Source organism: Gluconobacter potus (genome assembly GCF_015244705.1).
Taxonomy (GTDB): Bacteria; Pseudomonadota; Alphaproteobacteria; order Acetobacterales; family Acetobacteraceae; genus Gluconobacter; species Gluconobacter potus.
Genome location: NZ_JABCQF010000011.1, coordinates 1 through 13,392 on the forward strand (window position 1 = coordinate 1; position 13,392 = coordinate 13,392).

At 54.7% G+C, this 13,392-nt stretch carries 19 protein-coding genes; 10 read left to right on the top strand and 9 right to left on the bottom strand.

The window, feature by feature from the left end; translation table 11 throughout:
- Nucleotides 1–79 precede the first annotated feature (79 nt).
- The 5 genes from HKD31_RS12810 to HKD31_RS12830 all read right to left on the bottom strand — a co-directional run bounded on the left by HKD31_RS12810 (nt 80) and on the right by HKD31_RS12830 (nt 4,930).
- A complete protein-coding gene (locus tag HKD31_RS12810; RefSeq protein WP_194265421.1) occupies nt 80–985 on the bottom strand; it encodes a sulfotransferase family 2 domain-containing protein in 906 nt (301 codons plus the stop codon).
- A gap of 595 nt (nt 986–1,580) precedes the next feature.
- Nucleotides 1,581–3,089 (bottom strand): replicative DNA helicase, encoded by a 1,509-nt coding sequence (locus HKD31_RS12815; protein ID WP_194265422.1) that lies wholly within the window; start codon nt 3,087–3,089, stop codon nt 1,581–1,583.
- Nucleotides 3,086–3,655, bottom strand: a complete 570-nt coding sequence (locus HKD31_RS12820; RefSeq protein ID WP_194265423.1) for a hypothetical protein — start codon at nt 3,653–3,655, stop codon at nt 3,086–3,088. The genes HKD31_RS12815 and HKD31_RS12820 overlap by 4 nt, the downstream gene beginning before the upstream one ends.
- A complete protein-coding gene (locus tag HKD31_RS12825; RefSeq protein ID WP_194265424.1) occupies nt 3,652–4,518 on the bottom strand; it encodes a helix-turn-helix domain-containing protein in 867 nt (288 codons plus the stop codon). The genes HKD31_RS12820 and HKD31_RS12825 overlap by 4 nt, the downstream gene beginning before the upstream one ends.
- A gap of 118 nt (nt 4,519–4,636) precedes the next feature.
- The gene (locus tag HKD31_RS12830; RefSeq protein ID WP_194265425.1) at nt 4,637–4,930 is read right to left on the bottom strand and encodes a hypothetical protein; all 294 of its coding nucleotides are present in this window, start codon (nt 4,928–4,930) and stop codon (nt 4,637–4,639) included.
- A gap of 122 nt (nt 4,931–5,052) precedes the next feature.
- On the opposite strand from HKD31_RS12830, the gene HKD31_RS12835 reads away from it, so the two are divergent.
- Nucleotides 5,053–5,328, top strand: a complete 276-nt coding sequence (locus HKD31_RS12835) for a hypothetical protein (RefSeq protein ID WP_194265426.1) — start codon at nt 5,053–5,055, stop codon at nt 5,326–5,328.
- On the opposite strand, the gene HKD31_RS12840 is transcribed toward HKD31_RS12835, so the two are convergent.
- On the bottom strand, nt 5,322–5,543 hold the full coding sequence (locus HKD31_RS12840; protein WP_194265427.1) for a helix-turn-helix domain-containing protein: 222 nt from the start codon (nt 5,541–5,543) through the stop codon (nt 5,322–5,324). The genes HKD31_RS12835 and HKD31_RS12840 overlap by 7 nt on opposite strands.
- 83 nt (nt 5,544–5,626) lie before the next feature.
- Here HKD31_RS12840 and HKD31_RS12845 point away from each other — a divergent pair, with 83 nt between their 5' ends.
- The 5 genes from HKD31_RS12845 (at nt 5,627) to HKD31_RS12865 (ending at nt 9,057) form a co-directional block, all read left to right on the top strand.
- Complete coding sequence (locus HKD31_RS12845) at nt 5,627–6,283, top strand: XRE family transcriptional regulator (protein ID WP_194265428.1); 657 nt, start codon at nt 5,627–5,629, stop codon at nt 6,281–6,283.
- An 84-nt stretch (nt 6,284–6,367) separates the two neighbouring features.
- Nucleotides 6,368–6,652 carry a hypothetical protein gene (locus tag HKD31_RS12850; protein WP_172493339.1) on the top strand — a complete coding sequence of 95 codons (285 nt, stop codon included), beginning with the start codon at nt 6,368–6,370 and terminating at the stop codon, nt 6,650–6,652.
- A gap of 187 nt (nt 6,653–6,839) precedes the next feature.
- Entirely contained in the window at nt 6,840–7,169 is a 330-nt protein-coding gene (locus HKD31_RS12855) for a hypothetical protein (RefSeq protein ID WP_194265735.1), read from the top strand.
- Between the two features lie 207 nt (nt 7,170–7,376).
- The gene (locus HKD31_RS12860; RefSeq protein WP_194265430.1) at nt 7,377–7,940 is read left to right on the top strand and encodes a hypothetical protein; all 564 of its coding nucleotides are present in this window, start codon (nt 7,377–7,379) and stop codon (nt 7,938–7,940) included.
- 472 nt (nt 7,941–8,412) lie between these two features.
- Nucleotides 8,413–9,057, top strand: coding sequence for a hypothetical protein (locus HKD31_RS12865; protein WP_194265431.1), 645 nt, complete (start codon nt 8,413–8,415; stop codon nt 9,055–9,057).
- A gap of 54 nt (nt 9,058–9,111) precedes the next feature.
- Here the strand turns inward: HKD31_RS12865 and HKD31_RS16370 are convergent, their stop codons facing one another.
- The 3 genes from HKD31_RS16370 to HKD31_RS12880 form a co-directional block, all read right to left on the bottom strand.
- Complete coding sequence (locus tag HKD31_RS16370) at nt 9,112–9,330, bottom strand: KTSC domain-containing protein (protein WP_194265432.1); 219 nt, start codon at nt 9,328–9,330, stop codon at nt 9,112–9,114.
- A 684-nt stretch (nt 9,331–10,014) separates the two neighbouring features.
- Entirely contained in the window at nt 10,015–10,878 is an 864-nt protein-coding gene (locus tag HKD31_RS12875; protein WP_194265433.1) for a DUF4238 domain-containing protein, read from the bottom strand.
- A 130-nt stretch (nt 10,879–11,008) separates the two neighbouring features.
- A complete protein-coding gene (locus tag HKD31_RS12880; RefSeq protein WP_194265434.1) occupies nt 11,009–11,467 on the bottom strand; it encodes an Arc family DNA-binding protein in 459 nt (152 codons plus the stop codon).
- A gap of 94 nt (nt 11,468–11,561) precedes the next feature.
- Between HKD31_RS12880 and HKD31_RS12885 the strand changes: the two genes are divergently transcribed.
- The 4 genes from HKD31_RS12885 (at nt 11,562) to HKD31_RS12900 (ending at nt 13,376) form a co-directional block, all read left to right on the top strand.
- The gene (locus tag HKD31_RS12885) at nt 11,562–11,744 is read left to right on the top strand and encodes an Arc family DNA-binding protein (protein ID WP_194265435.1); all 183 of its coding nucleotides are present in this window, start codon (nt 11,562–11,564) and stop codon (nt 11,742–11,744) included.
- Nucleotides 11,745–11,825: 81 nt separating this feature from the next.
- On the top strand, nt 11,826–12,509 hold the full coding sequence (locus HKD31_RS12890; protein ID WP_228120705.1) for a phage antirepressor KilAC domain-containing protein: 684 nt from the start codon (nt 11,826–11,828) through the stop codon (nt 12,507–12,509).
- Nucleotides 12,506–12,856, top strand: a complete 351-nt coding sequence (locus tag HKD31_RS12895) for a hypothetical protein (RefSeq protein ID WP_172493346.1) — start codon at nt 12,506–12,508, stop codon at nt 12,854–12,856. The genes HKD31_RS12890 and HKD31_RS12895 overlap by 4 nt, the downstream gene beginning before the upstream one ends.
- A gap of 262 nt (nt 12,857–13,118) precedes the next feature.
- Nucleotides 13,119–13,376 (top strand): glycosyltransferase family protein, encoded by a 258-nt coding sequence (locus tag HKD31_RS12900; protein ID WP_194265437.1) that lies wholly within the window; start codon nt 13,119–13,121, stop codon nt 13,374–13,376.
- Nucleotides 13,377–13,392 lie beyond the last annotated feature (16 nt).

Genomic DNA, 13,392 nt, shown 5'->3' on the forward strand with positions numbered 1-13,392 from the left:
CCTGCGACACTCGCAGGTAGTACCGCGTCACTATCTCTTAAATCGTTCATGCTTCATAGCTGAACCAGACCAGAAATATTCAGCAAGGCGTCAGTCGCCGGGAGCTTACGACAGCAACACGGGCACGATCGAAAATCTCCTGCTCCACTTTGGAGCCATAAACATCATCAAAGGCGAACCCCAGCATGATGGTCTGCTGACACACTTCCATCTTTGCATCGGGATGGGACAGGAAATCCGTCAGAGAGGTTTCCCGCATGAGACGCATGGTATCAGTGAAAGTTCTTGGATCTTCGCTCATGCGTCGAGAGTGCAGGAATGCTGAACGGAAGCGCGCAAGTGGATCTCGCAATACGCCTGCAAAACGATCATTAGGCGCGGCCGAATGAACCAGGATCTGCAAAGGCACATGACCACCGACAAGATCGAAATTGGCCGCTACCAAAGGATGACGGACCAGAGCTTCGTAACTTTCGCAATAGACCTTGGACGGCACCGAACGCGCGATGGCTTCCCATGCAGACGTACCAGCCGTCTTGGGAATATGGGTAAAAAAGATCGTCTCACTGCAACGTCGGAGCTTTCGCGCATTCAGATACTGTTGAATGACCTGATAATGCCGGCCCGGACGCCCCTTTAAACGAAACAGTTCCCAGCGGCGAGGCTGCATGAAACAGGCGAAAACTTCATTGGCAAAAACCGGTCGCCAAGTTGCATAGATCTTTTTGAGAACGGCGTGAGATATGCCTGCAATGCGTGCCTTATAAAGAAACAGAACCGTCGCATCAGCGATATCAATGACATAGCGATAGGTCCGTATTTCAGCCACATCCGCAACCGGCCAGTTTCCTTCTGGTAGCAAAATCCGGTCATCTCGCCTCAGATGCGATGCAACCCCGAGCCAGGCATCCTGCCACAGTGGATCCATCCAGGCAGGTTTCATATTCCCAGAGGGGGCATGAACACTCGGCTCCGCAACGTTCATGTCCGCGCCTTATCGTTTTGACGTGGAAAGTTCCATGAACGTTATATTTGCTGAATTTTAGGGAATTAAAAATCAAAACACTCCATTATTACAATATATTCCCATATAAGAACATTATAAATACATATGGAAATTATCGGTAACTATAAAATATATTTCAAAACCCAGAATAATAACCTGAAAGATTTGTATCCATGCTGCTGAACCAGGGCTTACAGACCCATCTCAAGGTTGGTAAAGGCGTGCGGTAAGCCGGCATCATGCTTTTGCCTGCTGGCAGTTCCAACATCCGTGGATTTCTTAAGGCTTCGTCCTTAAGAAAAGTCTGTATTACTCACCTCTGTCCCGGGTGGAAGCTGCGCAAGCTTTCTGGAGCCTGCGCATGGCCTCAGGCGGCATGGGAGCAGTCATCATGGACTGATACTCCATGCAGGCTGCCGTTGTCTCACGAGACGGCTGGCTATGCTGGCTGCCAGAACAGCCTGCGAGGAAGAGTGCGGCAAGTGAAGGAATGATGAAACGCATGATCTCTCTTTTGGCGGCCTTTACTTTTTAAGCGCCCGAGAAGCTACAGAGTTCAGAGATGGGACGTGAATCACCACGCCGGCCCTCTCTCATCTTCCCCCTGATCCCGGAACCAGGTCGTTGGTCCGTCGAACCACATATCCACGATCCCGCCTTTGCTGCCCCGGTTCTTGAGGATCAGGACTTCGCCCTTGCCTCGCGACCGCTCGAGATTGGCGTCGAATTCTGCTGCCCGCTTCTGATAGACGGCGTCGCTCTCGTTTGTGTTCCGGACTACGCTGCCGTCGGCTCCGATCCGGGACTGGAGCGCATGCGCCTCGCGATACACCCCGAGGATGCAGCGGGCGTCCTGCTCGATTGCACCACTCTCCCGGATGTCGGACATTCCCGGCCGTCGGTCTTCCCGGTTTTCGGACTGCCGGTTGAGCTGGGAGAGGGCTATGACGGGAACTTTCAGTTCGCGCGCCATGCGGGCAATCTCGCCGCTGATCTCAGTGACTTCGTTCACCCGGCTTCCCGAGCGGCGCACGGCATCGCTGCCGCGCAGTAGCCCGATGTAGTCGATGACGATGAACTTCAGGCCTTCAGGCTCTCGCGCCATGCGTCGCGCACGGATAGCGATCTGCTGGACACTCAGCCCTTCGCGGTCATCAATCACCAGCTGAATACGCTTCTTGGCTTCCATACCGGCCTGAACAATCCGCTGCATGGTCGTGCCTGACACGGGCTCCGGACCATTGGGGCCGTCGAACATGCCAGTCAGCACCGTGTCGAGGGTCAGGCCGCATCGAGCGGAGACCACGCGACCCATCAGTTCCTCGGCTGGCATCTCGCCAGACCAATACATCCCACGGCCCTCCGCAATCGCCATGCGCGTTGCAATCCCGATCCCGAGGGCTGACTTACCCATGCCTGGTCGGCCCGCGATGACATACATCGCACCAGCACGGAAGCCGCGAATGCGCTTGTTCAGCGTCTCGTACCCGCAGTCGAGACCGGACAGGTAATTCCCGGCTTTCCAGGATGCTTCTGTCTCGGCCAACAGCGCATCGGTGGCCGCACTCGCAGTTCTTGCCTGTCGGGTGCCGTCCGTGCCAGCAGCCAGCCCCTGAAGCTGCTCCTGCATGCGGCTGATGATCGAGGACGCCGTGTCTCCCTCAAACTCGTTGGTGCCCCACAAGACGCTGCTTGCGATATCCCGAATGCCCCGTCTGGTCGCCATGTCCACGATCTCGCGGGCATAGGCTCGGATCAGGCTGTGGGGCGCAGCTATCATACCTTCCATGGTCTCGATCAGGGCTTTCTCGACCCCATACTCACAAACCACTTCGTTGGCCTGGAGGGCGTTTCGGATCGTCACGGGATCGGCAAGTCTCCCGGATCGGATTACATCCCCGCAGATCCGGAAAATCTCGCCTCGATATCTGGCGGCGAAATGCTCGGGCCTGAGGATGTCGGCCACAACGTCGTAATCGGCGTTGCGAAGCATGATGGACGCGAGAACGCCGCGCTCGGCCATGATGTTTTCCAGCGCAGGTGGCTGGGGCGGCTGCAGCAGTCCGTGGAGATTTTCACTCATCGGGAAACCCTCACATCCCGGGCTTCCGGAATGAAATCCTCACGCTTCGGTGCTGGACCTTCATGACCGCCTGCCGCCCAGTTCCGGCGTGCCGTGGCATAGGCCGCAAGAGCCGGCTGCTGGATGACCCGCTCGATCGCCTGACACTGCGCTTCCATTGCCGCGGCATAGCCGCTCAGATGGGCATACAGCTCGGCCGGGTAGGGCCAGAACTTGCCGGGAATGCGCCCTGAAGCATCCGGGCCTTTCTGTAGCCATGATACCCGGGTTTCTCGTACCCACACGCCCTGGGGCAGGTCGGCACAGATCTCCGCAATTACAGCCACGGCGTCGCGGAAATCGGTCTCGCTGGCTGGCGGATTAGCCACGAACTTGCACAGCCGCGTCAGCCAGGCGCCCATCTCGCCAGGTGTGCCGGGACGCATCGACCGCCGCATGTCGGCCAGCGCCTGAACGGCTTCCTCGTGGACCTGACGGCACAGGGGCGGATCCGGATCATGCTGCCCGATGAGCTGGGCCAGAAGCGCGGAATGCGGACGAACGGCGAGGGAGAGGCTCTGGCTCATCGTCCGTCGAACTCCGGCGAGGCGAAATGCTGCTCGAGCGATCGGCCAAAGCTCTGGCGCTTCGGCGTAGCACTGGCAGGAAAGCTGCCTTTCGGCTCGAACACCCCGGTCCAGCCGCGCTCGGTGCTGGTGTCGAGAATGGCTTCGACGTCATGGCCGGCGCTCCGGAATGCCTCAAGCTTGCGGAGAACGCCCTGGATGGCCCGGACCGTTCGGGGAGCCTTCTTCGCCTTGCGGGTCTGGAGGTATCCGCCCCACGCCTCGGCCGGAAGCCATGAGGGCAGGTCGAGGCTCACGGTCCGGATCTTGCCGTCGTCGTCCTGCTCGCGAAAAGTCATCGAAGCGGCTTCGGAAGCAGCGGGGGACTGTAGGGGGTTTGGGGTCTTGGATGGTTTATTTGGGTTATATATGGGTTTGGGTGCAGCTGGTGCACCCCTAAATGACGTGAGCTGCACCCCTAAGCTACCTGAGCTGCACCCCTGACTGGCGTGAGATGCACCCCTGCCGGTTGTTTCCTGCACGATCTGCACCCCTGAAATGGAGTCAGCAGGAGGCACATCATCAGGCGTCAGAATGTCCATCCGCAGGCGGTAATTGACCGGTCGACGACCAGCGTGTGCGATCTTGAGCCGGACGATCTCCTGATCGCCCATTTCCATGACGCCGGCGGCAATCAGATCATCGACCTTCTTGCGCACGGTACGTTCGCTCAGCTTTGTCATCTGAACGATCACCTCGGTGGAGGGAAAGCAGTCCTCTCCACTGGGCGTGGCGAAGTTGGCGTATGCCAGCAGGACGCTGACCGCCAACGGATCCGTGACGACCGTCTGGGCCCAGGCCCATGTCATTGCCTGCACGCTCATACGCCAGCTCTCCTGTTCCAGGCTTCAGCCCTCTCAAGGGCGAATGCAGCTTTGTCGGCACGGCAGCGGGCAACCCACTTCCAGTAGAACGCCATCTTCCGGCAGAACCATTTCCAGATCATGCAGCCTCTTTCCTGAGCGCCTTGATGCGGGCGCGCAGCAGTTCAGCCTCGGCAACGTAGCGACGTTCCTCAGCTTCCAGATGAGCCGCAAAACGCGCACGGACAGACAGCCATTCAGCGGCTTTGACCGAGCGGATTTCGCGATAAAGGCAGGCACGAACACGCCGTTCCGTCAGCCCGAGAATACGCGATGCGTCGTAAATCGCGGCTTTGAGACCACGCCCTTTCCGCCGGCTTTCGACAGTCTGGGAAACGAGGGACGCATAGTCTTCGAGAACGGTTTCGCTCATGGCCGCTTCACTCTGAACCGGCGGTTTCGTGCCTTTGGACGAGATGCTCCACAACATTGGCCTTGGCCTCCTGCAGTTTTGGGAATGTTCAGACCCGTTGAAACCGCACAGAAGGAGCAGAGGTGGAGCGTGAAGAAAGAACAGATCAGAGATCGGGGGCGGAAAAGCTGCTCGCCTGTATCGACGCAACTTTGCTTGGACTTGCCCAGCTCAGAGCCCAGGCCGGCATCTACGAGTATATTCCGGCCGCACGTCTTACGACGCGGCTCAGCGGCATCATCCTGTCGCCCACACTCCTGCCGGTTCCGCCGATCAGGCCAACAGCCCAGACCGTCGAAACCCTGCTCGACCTGTTGAGCAGGCTGCAGGAAATGGGAGCCGCCCCCGACCATTACTGACCCAGGTATCGCTGGATCATATCCTTCGACAGGATGAAATCATTCGGCGTCACACGCCCGCTGGTGTAAACAAGGATCTTGCGCATGTTTTCAGCGTCCGGACGACGCGTTCCCCGCCGCCAGTCCCCAACAATCTTGCGCAGGTTGATGCCGGACTGCCGAGCGAATTCCGCATCGGTCAGTTCGTGCTTTTTCAGATATTCGTCTAGGGTCATGGACACACACAACCATGCCGGGGACTGTTCGGTCAATAAATTAGTTACCGACACGGTCACCGGAAGTGGTTACCAATCGTGTCATGACTGATCATCCGACCAGATTGGCCGATTTCATGGCCCGTGCACGCCTGACCGACCCGGAACTGGGGCGGCGGGCGGACACGTCGAAGCAGCAGATTTTCAAGCTCCGGAAAGGCGAGCGGAAGATGTCCCGCGAATGGGCGGAACGTCTGGCGCCACATTTGGGCGTGACCTGGCCGGAACTCATGGAAGGGGACTGGCGCCTGGCTCCTGCACCCCAGAGCGGGCTTCCGCCGGCACTCCATCCCAGCATCTCCATTCCGGAATACGATCTTGCCGAAGCGGACGGAAAATCCCCCGTTGAAAAGCTGACGGTTCTGGCCCACTGGACGCTCCCGCATGAGATGGTGCGGGCTCATGCCGGCGAAGGCGCGGAACTCGGCTTCGTCCGCGTCTCTGACGATGCCATGACACCCGATTATCTGCCGACTGACCGCGTGCTGATCGATTTTGCCCACAAGGTGCCGTCACCGGCCGGCGTTTATCTGCTCTGGGATGGGGCAGGGATCGCACTGAGGCAGTTAGAGCCTCTCGTGGGGAGCATGCCTGCAACAGTCCGGGTCAGCGCCACCAGCAAGCGTTACAGCCCCTATGAGCGTCCGGCTGCTGCTCTCGCCATTATCGGCAAGGTCGTTGGAAAGTGGTCCTGGACCTAAACTCTTCTGTACGCAGGGGAACAAATTGGTGACATTGAACGCACAGAGGATTATATCTCTGATCTGATCAAAGGGAGGCCCGTCATGAAAATGGAGAGACTGGTAAAGCGCCATGTTGCTTCAGCCGCGGCAGGTCTTTTTCGGAGTGAAACCCTGAGAAACACGATTATCGGGGCCTCGCGCGCTCTGGACCCCAACCCGCAGGTTGATACAAAGCCTGTGACGTATGCGGTCCGTGGCATGTCGTTTTCCGGAGGGTTCGCTCAGGATCGACAGAACCTGATGCAGGACCGTATCCGCGGTGAAGGCCGCATCTTCGAAATGCGCGCACTCACCAGGACCAATGGCAAAACCTCCCGTTACGCCTAAGCCTGGGAAAACCGGGAACAACAATGTTCCTGTGCCACATGAGAATGTGGAACTCCTCCAGGCAGCTCTCGGAATTGATCTGACAGCCTCGCCAGACATTCTCATCGCGAGGATCTCGGCGACTATAGAGGCCTCTAGCAGCCCCTACAGCTCAGCAGAAATGCTCGAAGATTACGTTCGGCGCGGCATGCCAGACGTCAAGGATCGCGTCCTCGATACGATCGATGAGGAGCGACACTGGCGCCATGCTCGGGACGAGCAGGAGCAGGCTCATCGTCACGCGATGGAACGGGCCGCCGCCGATCAGACCGCAGCAAAGATTGTAGAGGAACACGCCCAGCAGAGGCGCTCCCAACGTAACGCCTTTATCATCGCGCTGGCATCCATTCCCGCGGCCATGGCGAGTGAATGGCTGGGCTTTGCAAACTCATTCTGCATCAGCCTCCTCATCATCGGGATAGGCGGCCCGTCCAGTGCCACGATCCTCGCGCGCATCATGGACAAGCTCAAAGGCTGAGACCGCCAGGGCGGGGGACTGCTCAGACCTGAGCAGTGATTGCTCCGGGAATTAACCGCGCGATTAATCCACAGAAATGTGCCTCTCCAAGGGGTGAGATCATTTTCGGGATGACTCTGTTGTGGTTACGTCAAATTACCGGAATGTCGGCTGATTGTGGTTTTGCAATCAGCGCGAGGCCGGCAAGAACGAAGCAGGGGAGGTACAATGACGAGTGAAAACGCGGATTACAGCCAGAGCATCGCCAACTACGGCGCCGCAGCCGTCAAAAAGTACCGCGACATCTCCGGCATCAGGAATGACAACGAGATTCCGGAGATCTTCCTGGGCGGGCAGATCGCGATCGGACTGCATGATGAGTTCAGGCTGCAGTGTCATGTTGAGCGGCGTTACGACCTCATCCTGCGAGAACTCGGCTTTCCGATTACCCAGAGCGTGATCGATACCTTTGGCTCACAACGAGCAGACGCGGCCCTTTATCGTGATGGAAAGCCGTTTGCGATCATTGAACTGAAGATCTGCGACGAGCGCGACCGTTATGGCGACAAACTGGAGCGCGATCTCAACAAGATGCGCAAGCTCGCCAATAAGGCCGGCATCGAGATCTATCTCGGCACTCTTATGACTGACGTTCGCAAGGTGGAGTGCGCGAAGCGTAGAGCGACTATCGAAGAGAAGCTCAAAGGATGCTTCTCCGCTCATAGTTCTCTCGAACCAGCGGGTTATGGGGCAGACTGGAAGTGGCAGTTTTTGGCGGGGCGGTTTCGATAGCTGGGGGGACGGAAATCCAGCGACGCTCTAGAAAATATTCTGAAGTTACCAAAGTGGTTGCGCAGCTAGCTTTAGGCTGGAATATTCAGCCACATGATGAAACATGCGCCGAAGCTTTCAGACACTTGCATCACCGGCCGCGTCATTGGAAGTGGACTTGGAAGTATGGGGGCAAATAGGGGAGACTTCCGGCCGAAGAGCGGGGATCCAGCCTTTCGGACCCCCGCCGTGCTTCCGCCGCCGGATAGTCACGATCAGGCGGGCGTGCAAGCATTGGTGGTCCAGGCGCTTGTCGTGCGGAGCTATCAGGCGAACCCGAAGGCTTAGTTCTCATGAACTGTCTTGTTAGAACCCGGATACGGAAAAGAGACAACATCTTTTATTCTAAGATTTGAGGTCAAATCTTTTTCGGTTTGCATGCCATATCACAGCCGAAACCCATGCAGTTCCGATCAGAGCGAAAAACGCAACGATGATTAAGGCTATGAGCATGTTAACAAACCTTATCACTATTTCTCCAGAACTAGCACAATCCCTTATTAAGATTGTAACGATATCTTCGGTTATATTTGGAGTTTTAACCGGACTTGGAGCAGGATTAACATTTGCTTGCCAGTCTATCCTAGATGCCGAAAATGATAAGAAAATTGCTATTGCAGAAAAAAATGCTTCGGAAGCAAGGTTGCAAAGTGAAATAGTGAAAAACTCCATAAAGTGGCGTGAACTCAATGAAAAACAGTATAAATCCCTTCGGGATTTTGCAAAAGAGAATCCGAGAAATGTAGTTTTTCGAATACCAAATGGAGATCCTGAGGCTTTATATTACGCCAATTCAATTGCAAATTCATTAAATGATGCTGGAGTTAAGGTTTTTAAGTTATATAATTTTTCGACAATAGAAGTGAATTCGTTAGTTCTTGCGTCCAAGGATATGGATGATGCATTCAATTATACGCGCCTGTTCAGTAACATGGGTATAGAATCCCAAATGATAGACACTAAAAAGAATGGGCTGCCGAAATTGGCAGGGATTAGTGCGGGAGATATTCCTGAAGGGGCAGAATCATGGATACAAATTTTCATCCCTTCGCGTCTTCCGCCTCGGTTTAATCCCTAACCCGCGCCCGGCTCCGGCCGGGTTTCTTTTTGTATGGGTGGCCGCAGATGCCGGTCACCTTCGTAGGCTGTAGTATGGTTTGATATGATATTGAACGTAACGGCCTGCTGATGAGGCATGTATGAACTCAATCCACACTGACGGTGGTACGTTGTAGTAAGCGTAACTCTTCCAGCCGTCGCGAAACGTGATCGTCAGAACGCGTGATGTATCATTGTATGTCGCGTGAGAGATCGCTTCAGATGCAACGAAATTGTGCGTGTGTGTCGGCATTGGAAGGCTCCCTCAAGGAGAGCCTTTTTCGATCGCGGCGGCTACCAACTGCCAGCGGATAGGGGTCAAATAATTGTTGTGTTGATGATGGTTTTGAGGAGGTAAGACGTGCCCCTTAGCGATCCCAATTTCATGGCCGCATCCAGTGCATCGATATATTCCCCCATCAGGCGACGGAACTCCAGGGCTACGGGCATTAGAAGCATCAAAATTAACATGGTTATTTTGGACGAAATGCGTGTTGCTTTTAAAATATGGCATGAATTCTCTCCTCTAATGTAACCCAATCAGTGACATTAGATTCGAGTCAAGAAATATGAATTGCGCATAATTCCGTAATGGATTTCGCCGCATTTTTTGATGTTTATTTGGCTCTAAAAAAGATAACTAAGACAAGGATTTAACCATAGGGATGAGATCATCCGTACACCCTGGCTTATGTCGTAGATGGCAGCAGTGTTTTGCCTCTCGAAGAGGGGAAGGTGCGTGAGAAGCAGATTTCGCTTATCGGTGAGCAGGTGATTGCGTTAGCTCCCTCAGCAGAGGGCGGTGCAGACGTTCAGAAAGAGTACAATCAGCTCGTGTGTGAACTGCAGGCATTAGGCGCTCGGCCCCATGCTTCTCTGGGAGCGGCGCTTATTGGGGCTTTGGATTAAATGTACAAGACCAGTTGAAACACTACTCTTAATGGGAACCCCCTATAAACTGCGGAGAGCCATATCCCAACCGATTTTCGATAAAGCGCTTATGATTTATATGAGAGCCATAAACATAATTACACGATTGTCTTACAATTGCGTTATTGTAATCAGATGCTATTTTGTCCCAGTGAGATATAATTTTGTCAAATGTATTTCTTCTATTAACCAATAATAGAAGACGTTTCGGATTAAGGGATAAAGCCATAAAAGCATGTTTTTCTGTGAGACTTTTTGATCTAAATATAGGGCGATCGGATGTCAAAAGATCGCCTTTATGAATATCTAATACATGCCAGCTCATATTGAGGAGCGTTGTTCCTACCTTCTCATTGTCTATTATTCTGGTAAAGAGCCTTACAAATTCACCTGCTTCCATTTTCGTGTAGATATCCTCTGAAATATCACGGAGACCTTCTGGAAGAGGTGGGCGAAATGCATTTTGCCCTTCAGAGTAAATTTTCTTCCAACTGTTTCGTAGGAAATCAACTTTTTCTGGATTCCGGTGGATTAAGGAAATCATGAAGCGTGCCCAGTGGACCTGATCTTCATGGCTGAGAGTTGATTTTCCTTGAATCATTACCTGCTGAATCTGGGCGGCATAACTATCCACCTGCCCCATAAATTGATCTTCAATCCAAGTGCGGAGATCAGGGTCAAACTCTGGGATAGTATAAAGATCCTTTTCAAATCCGACTTGTTTTGGGTATTTAAATGCTGAATGCACAGGCTGTCCGGGTCCGGGCCGTTTGTACTCAACCAAACGGTTATCTTCCTGCCTCTGGCACCAGTTCTTCAGATAAAACTCAGGAATATAATGATGTCTCACTGGAGGATTGGGAGAGTTCATAGAAGGTCCATTAGCTTCACCGCCATCCCTTGGCTCTGTCGATTTTTTTTCTGAATAGTTTATCTTAAGGTACTACTTGATGGGCAGGTTTATTCATGACCCGTAACACGATAAAGTTTGAAAGCGATCGTTAAGGGGACTTATCAGATTTCAGACCCTTCTGAATGAGGCGACGAATGGCCTCAGGACGAGTTAAATCCCGAGATGCGCCCCAACTATCAATTTCGTCAGTCATCTTATCATTTATGGAGGCAGTTTTGTCGGCAACAATGTCTGACATGGAATACACAGCTCTTTTGGCCTCGTAACTCATACTCCTGTACATTGCAATTAAGTCTGCTTCTTCAGGATTAACCGTTATTTCAATAGCTTCTTCCGGGGGATTTTCGACGCCCCCTCTAATAAGGCCAAAAACAAAATTTGGCGATTGAAGATCAAATCCAGATCTGCCGCCTTCCAGTGTCCAGTTCAGCCTCTGCACGATCTCCGCGTTCATTGAATGTGAATGCTCTTCTGCCGCCGCCTTAAGGCGATCGAGCAGTTCGCGCGACGTTCTAAGAGTGAAAGTGGATCGAGATTCGTCAGACATGATTCAAGGATAATTCAGAATGCTCGCGCATTCCAGTTGACTTCATTCTGACTTCACGAGTATGAAGTCATAGTGACTTCACGGAAGGAGAAGAGTGACGACATCAACGATCACGTTTCGCATGGACGAGGCGACCCGTCAGTATCTTGAGGATCGCGCCAGACGACATGATCGAAGCATGAACAAGGAGTTCTCGGCGATTATGCGAGAGCTACGAGAAAAAGAAAAGGCACCGGACCCCGCCGTAGGAAGCAAGTCCGATGCCTTTCATCAGTGAATTAAGGATTACACTGTTATGTTGACAGGTAACATGAAAGGATTGCCCGTTTCCAGTGGAAACGAAATCCTACCTCTGAGCATGTCGAGCCGCGAGATTGCAGGGCTGACAGGGAAACGCCACGACAATGTCGTTCGAGACATTGAAAAAATGTTGAAGGACGTCGGAGAAGCTGTCCTCAAATTTGAGGGCAGCTATCTCGGGGCCGATAACACCGAGCGGAAATGCTACAATCTCCCCCGCGATCTGACCTACACTCTCATCGCCGGATACCGTTCTGACCTTCGCCTGAAGATCGTGCGTCGCTGGATGGAGCTGGAAGCCGCCACCATCGCGCCGCCTGAAACGCCTGAGCAGCTCGCGCTGCGGGCGCTGGCCGGACTTCAGAGCGTGGTCGAGAAGCAGAAGGTCCAGCTTGCCCTGGTTCAGCCGAAGGCGGATGCGCTGGATCGCATTGCCGGGCTGGAAGGCACGTTCAACGGCACGGAGGCGGCCAAGGAACTCCAGGTCGGTCCGCAGACGCTGTTCCGCTGGATGGACACTAACGAGTGGACCTACAAGCGGGCCGGAAGCGCGAACCGGCAGGCCTATCAGAAGCGCATCAACGCCGGCGACCTGACGCACAAGACCACGATCATCGTCCGTCCGGACGGCACGGAGAAGGCGGCCGATCAAGTCCGCATCACGGCCCAGGGTCTGGTCAAGCTGGCCCGGCTTGTGCCCGGCGCGCATCTTCGGACCGGAGATGAGGGAGAGGCGGCATGATGGCACATGTCTCTTCGGGATCGGTCGTCCCGCCATCTCTCATGGCTCTGGACCAGATCGAGCAGGCCCAGCCCAATCCAGACGCGGCGCTGATTGCCAAGTGCGATCGGTTCTGCACGACGAATGCGGACTGGGACCGGCTGTATGACGGTGGGCAGACGCTGGATGCGGACAGTCTGGCAGGCGAGAACGTCCGGCTCATGGACGAGATCGCAGCTCTGCCGGCCAGGACGGCCTCGGGCCGGAACGCCAAGCTGAAAGCCGTGCAGGCCTTGTGGCCGGACGGTCTGGGCGAGGGGTTCGAGCTGGTTCAGTCCGTGCTCGATGACTTCCGGGCGGCTGGATAGCACTTCCACACAGCACAGGCGGGAAGGGGTGAGAGAGGCTCCGCGCCTTCCCGTCAAAGAAAGTCACCTATACGGGGACTTTATATATTGACTTAATGGTGACCGTTATGGTTACCATACGGGGTGACTGCACCCACGGAGGTCTCATGACCACGTTTGAAGATCTGGCATTCATTGCCGCAAGCTTTCTCGCCCCAGCTGCTCTGCTGGTGTTTCTCCGCCCGCTGCTTTCCATGATGGCCCGGCTCACGATGGGGCTGTCATGAGCGCCGAAGCCATGTCGAGCGGCGGCAGGACTGAACTGGTCAAGGCTATGGTGACGGATGTGATTGACCAGCTTGCACGCTGGATGGCCTCAACCGGCACGCCCGACAACCTGCCGCCCGAGATGCTGTCGATCGCCACCGTGACATCGCATCTGGCTGTTATCGCCGAGGAACGACATGGCCTGGAATTCGCAGTCGGGCTCATCACCGTTTTCGAGATGACACTCGGCGAAATACCTGACGACGAAGACTGAACAAACCGGCCTCAAC

What these genes read in the sequence shown, in the direction of transcription:
- HKD31_RS12815 (WP_194265422.1), bottom strand. Translation starts at nt 3,089, where the DNA reads ATGAGTGAAAATCTCCACGGACTGCTGCAGCCGCCCCAGCCACCTGCG.
- HKD31_RS12865 (WP_194265431.1), top strand. Translation starts at nt 8,413, where the DNA reads ATGATTAAGGCTATGAGCATGTTAACAAACCTTATCACTATTTCTCCA.
- HKD31_RS12845 (WP_194265428.1), top strand. Translation starts at nt 5,627, where the DNA reads ATGACTGATCATCCGACCAGATTGGCCGATTTCATGGCCCGTGCACGC.
- HKD31_RS12810 (WP_194265421.1), bottom strand. Translation starts at nt 985, where the DNA reads ATGAACGTTGCGGAGCCGAGTGTTCATGCCCCCTCTGGGAATATGAAA.
- HKD31_RS12840 (WP_194265427.1), bottom strand. Translation starts at nt 5,543, where the DNA reads ATGACCCTAGACGAATATCTGAAAAAGCACGAACTGACCGATGCGGAA.
- HKD31_RS12825 (WP_194265424.1), bottom strand. Translation starts at nt 4,518, where the DNA reads ATGAGCGTGCAGGCAATGACATGGGCCTGGGCCCAGACGGTCGTCACG.
- HKD31_RS12820 (WP_194265423.1), bottom strand. Translation starts at nt 3,655, where the DNA reads ATGAGCCAGAGCCTCTCCCTCGCCGTTCGTCCGCATTCCGCGCTTCTG.
- HKD31_RS12895 (WP_172493346.1), top strand. Translation starts at nt 12,506, where the DNA reads ATGATGGCACATGTCTCTTCGGGATCGGTCGTCCCGCCATCTCTCATG.
- HKD31_RS12850 (WP_172493339.1), top strand. Translation starts at nt 6,368, where the DNA reads ATGAAAATGGAGAGACTGGTAAAGCGCCATGTTGCTTCAGCCGCGGCA.
- HKD31_RS12830 (WP_194265425.1), bottom strand. Translation starts at nt 4,930, where the DNA reads ATGAGCGAAACCGTTCTCGAAGACTATGCGTCCCTCGTTTCCCAGACT.
- HKD31_RS12900 (WP_194265437.1), top strand. Translation starts at nt 13,119, where the DNA reads ATGAGCGCCGAAGCCATGTCGAGCGGCGGCAGGACTGAACTGGTCAAG.
- HKD31_RS12855 (WP_194265735.1), top strand. Translation starts at nt 6,840, where the DNA reads ATGCCAGACGTCAAGGATCGCGTCCTCGATACGATCGATGAGGAGCGA.
- HKD31_RS12890 (WP_228120705.1), top strand. Translation starts at nt 11,826, where the DNA reads ATGTCGAGCCGCGAGATTGCAGGGCTGACAGGGAAACGCCACGACAAT.
- HKD31_RS16370 (WP_194265432.1), bottom strand. Translation starts at nt 9,330, where the DNA reads ATGCCGACACACACGCACAATTTCGTTGCATCTGAAGCGATCTCTCAC.
- HKD31_RS12860 (WP_194265430.1), top strand. Translation starts at nt 7,377, where the DNA reads ATGACGAGTGAAAACGCGGATTACAGCCAGAGCATCGCCAACTACGGC.
- HKD31_RS12880 (WP_194265434.1), bottom strand. Translation starts at nt 11,467, where the DNA reads ATGTCTGACGAATCTCGATCCACTTTCACTCTTAGAACGTCGCGCGAA.
- HKD31_RS12875 (WP_194265433.1), bottom strand. Translation starts at nt 10,878, where the DNA reads ATGAACTCTCCCAATCCTCCAGTGAGACATCATTATATTCCTGAGTTT.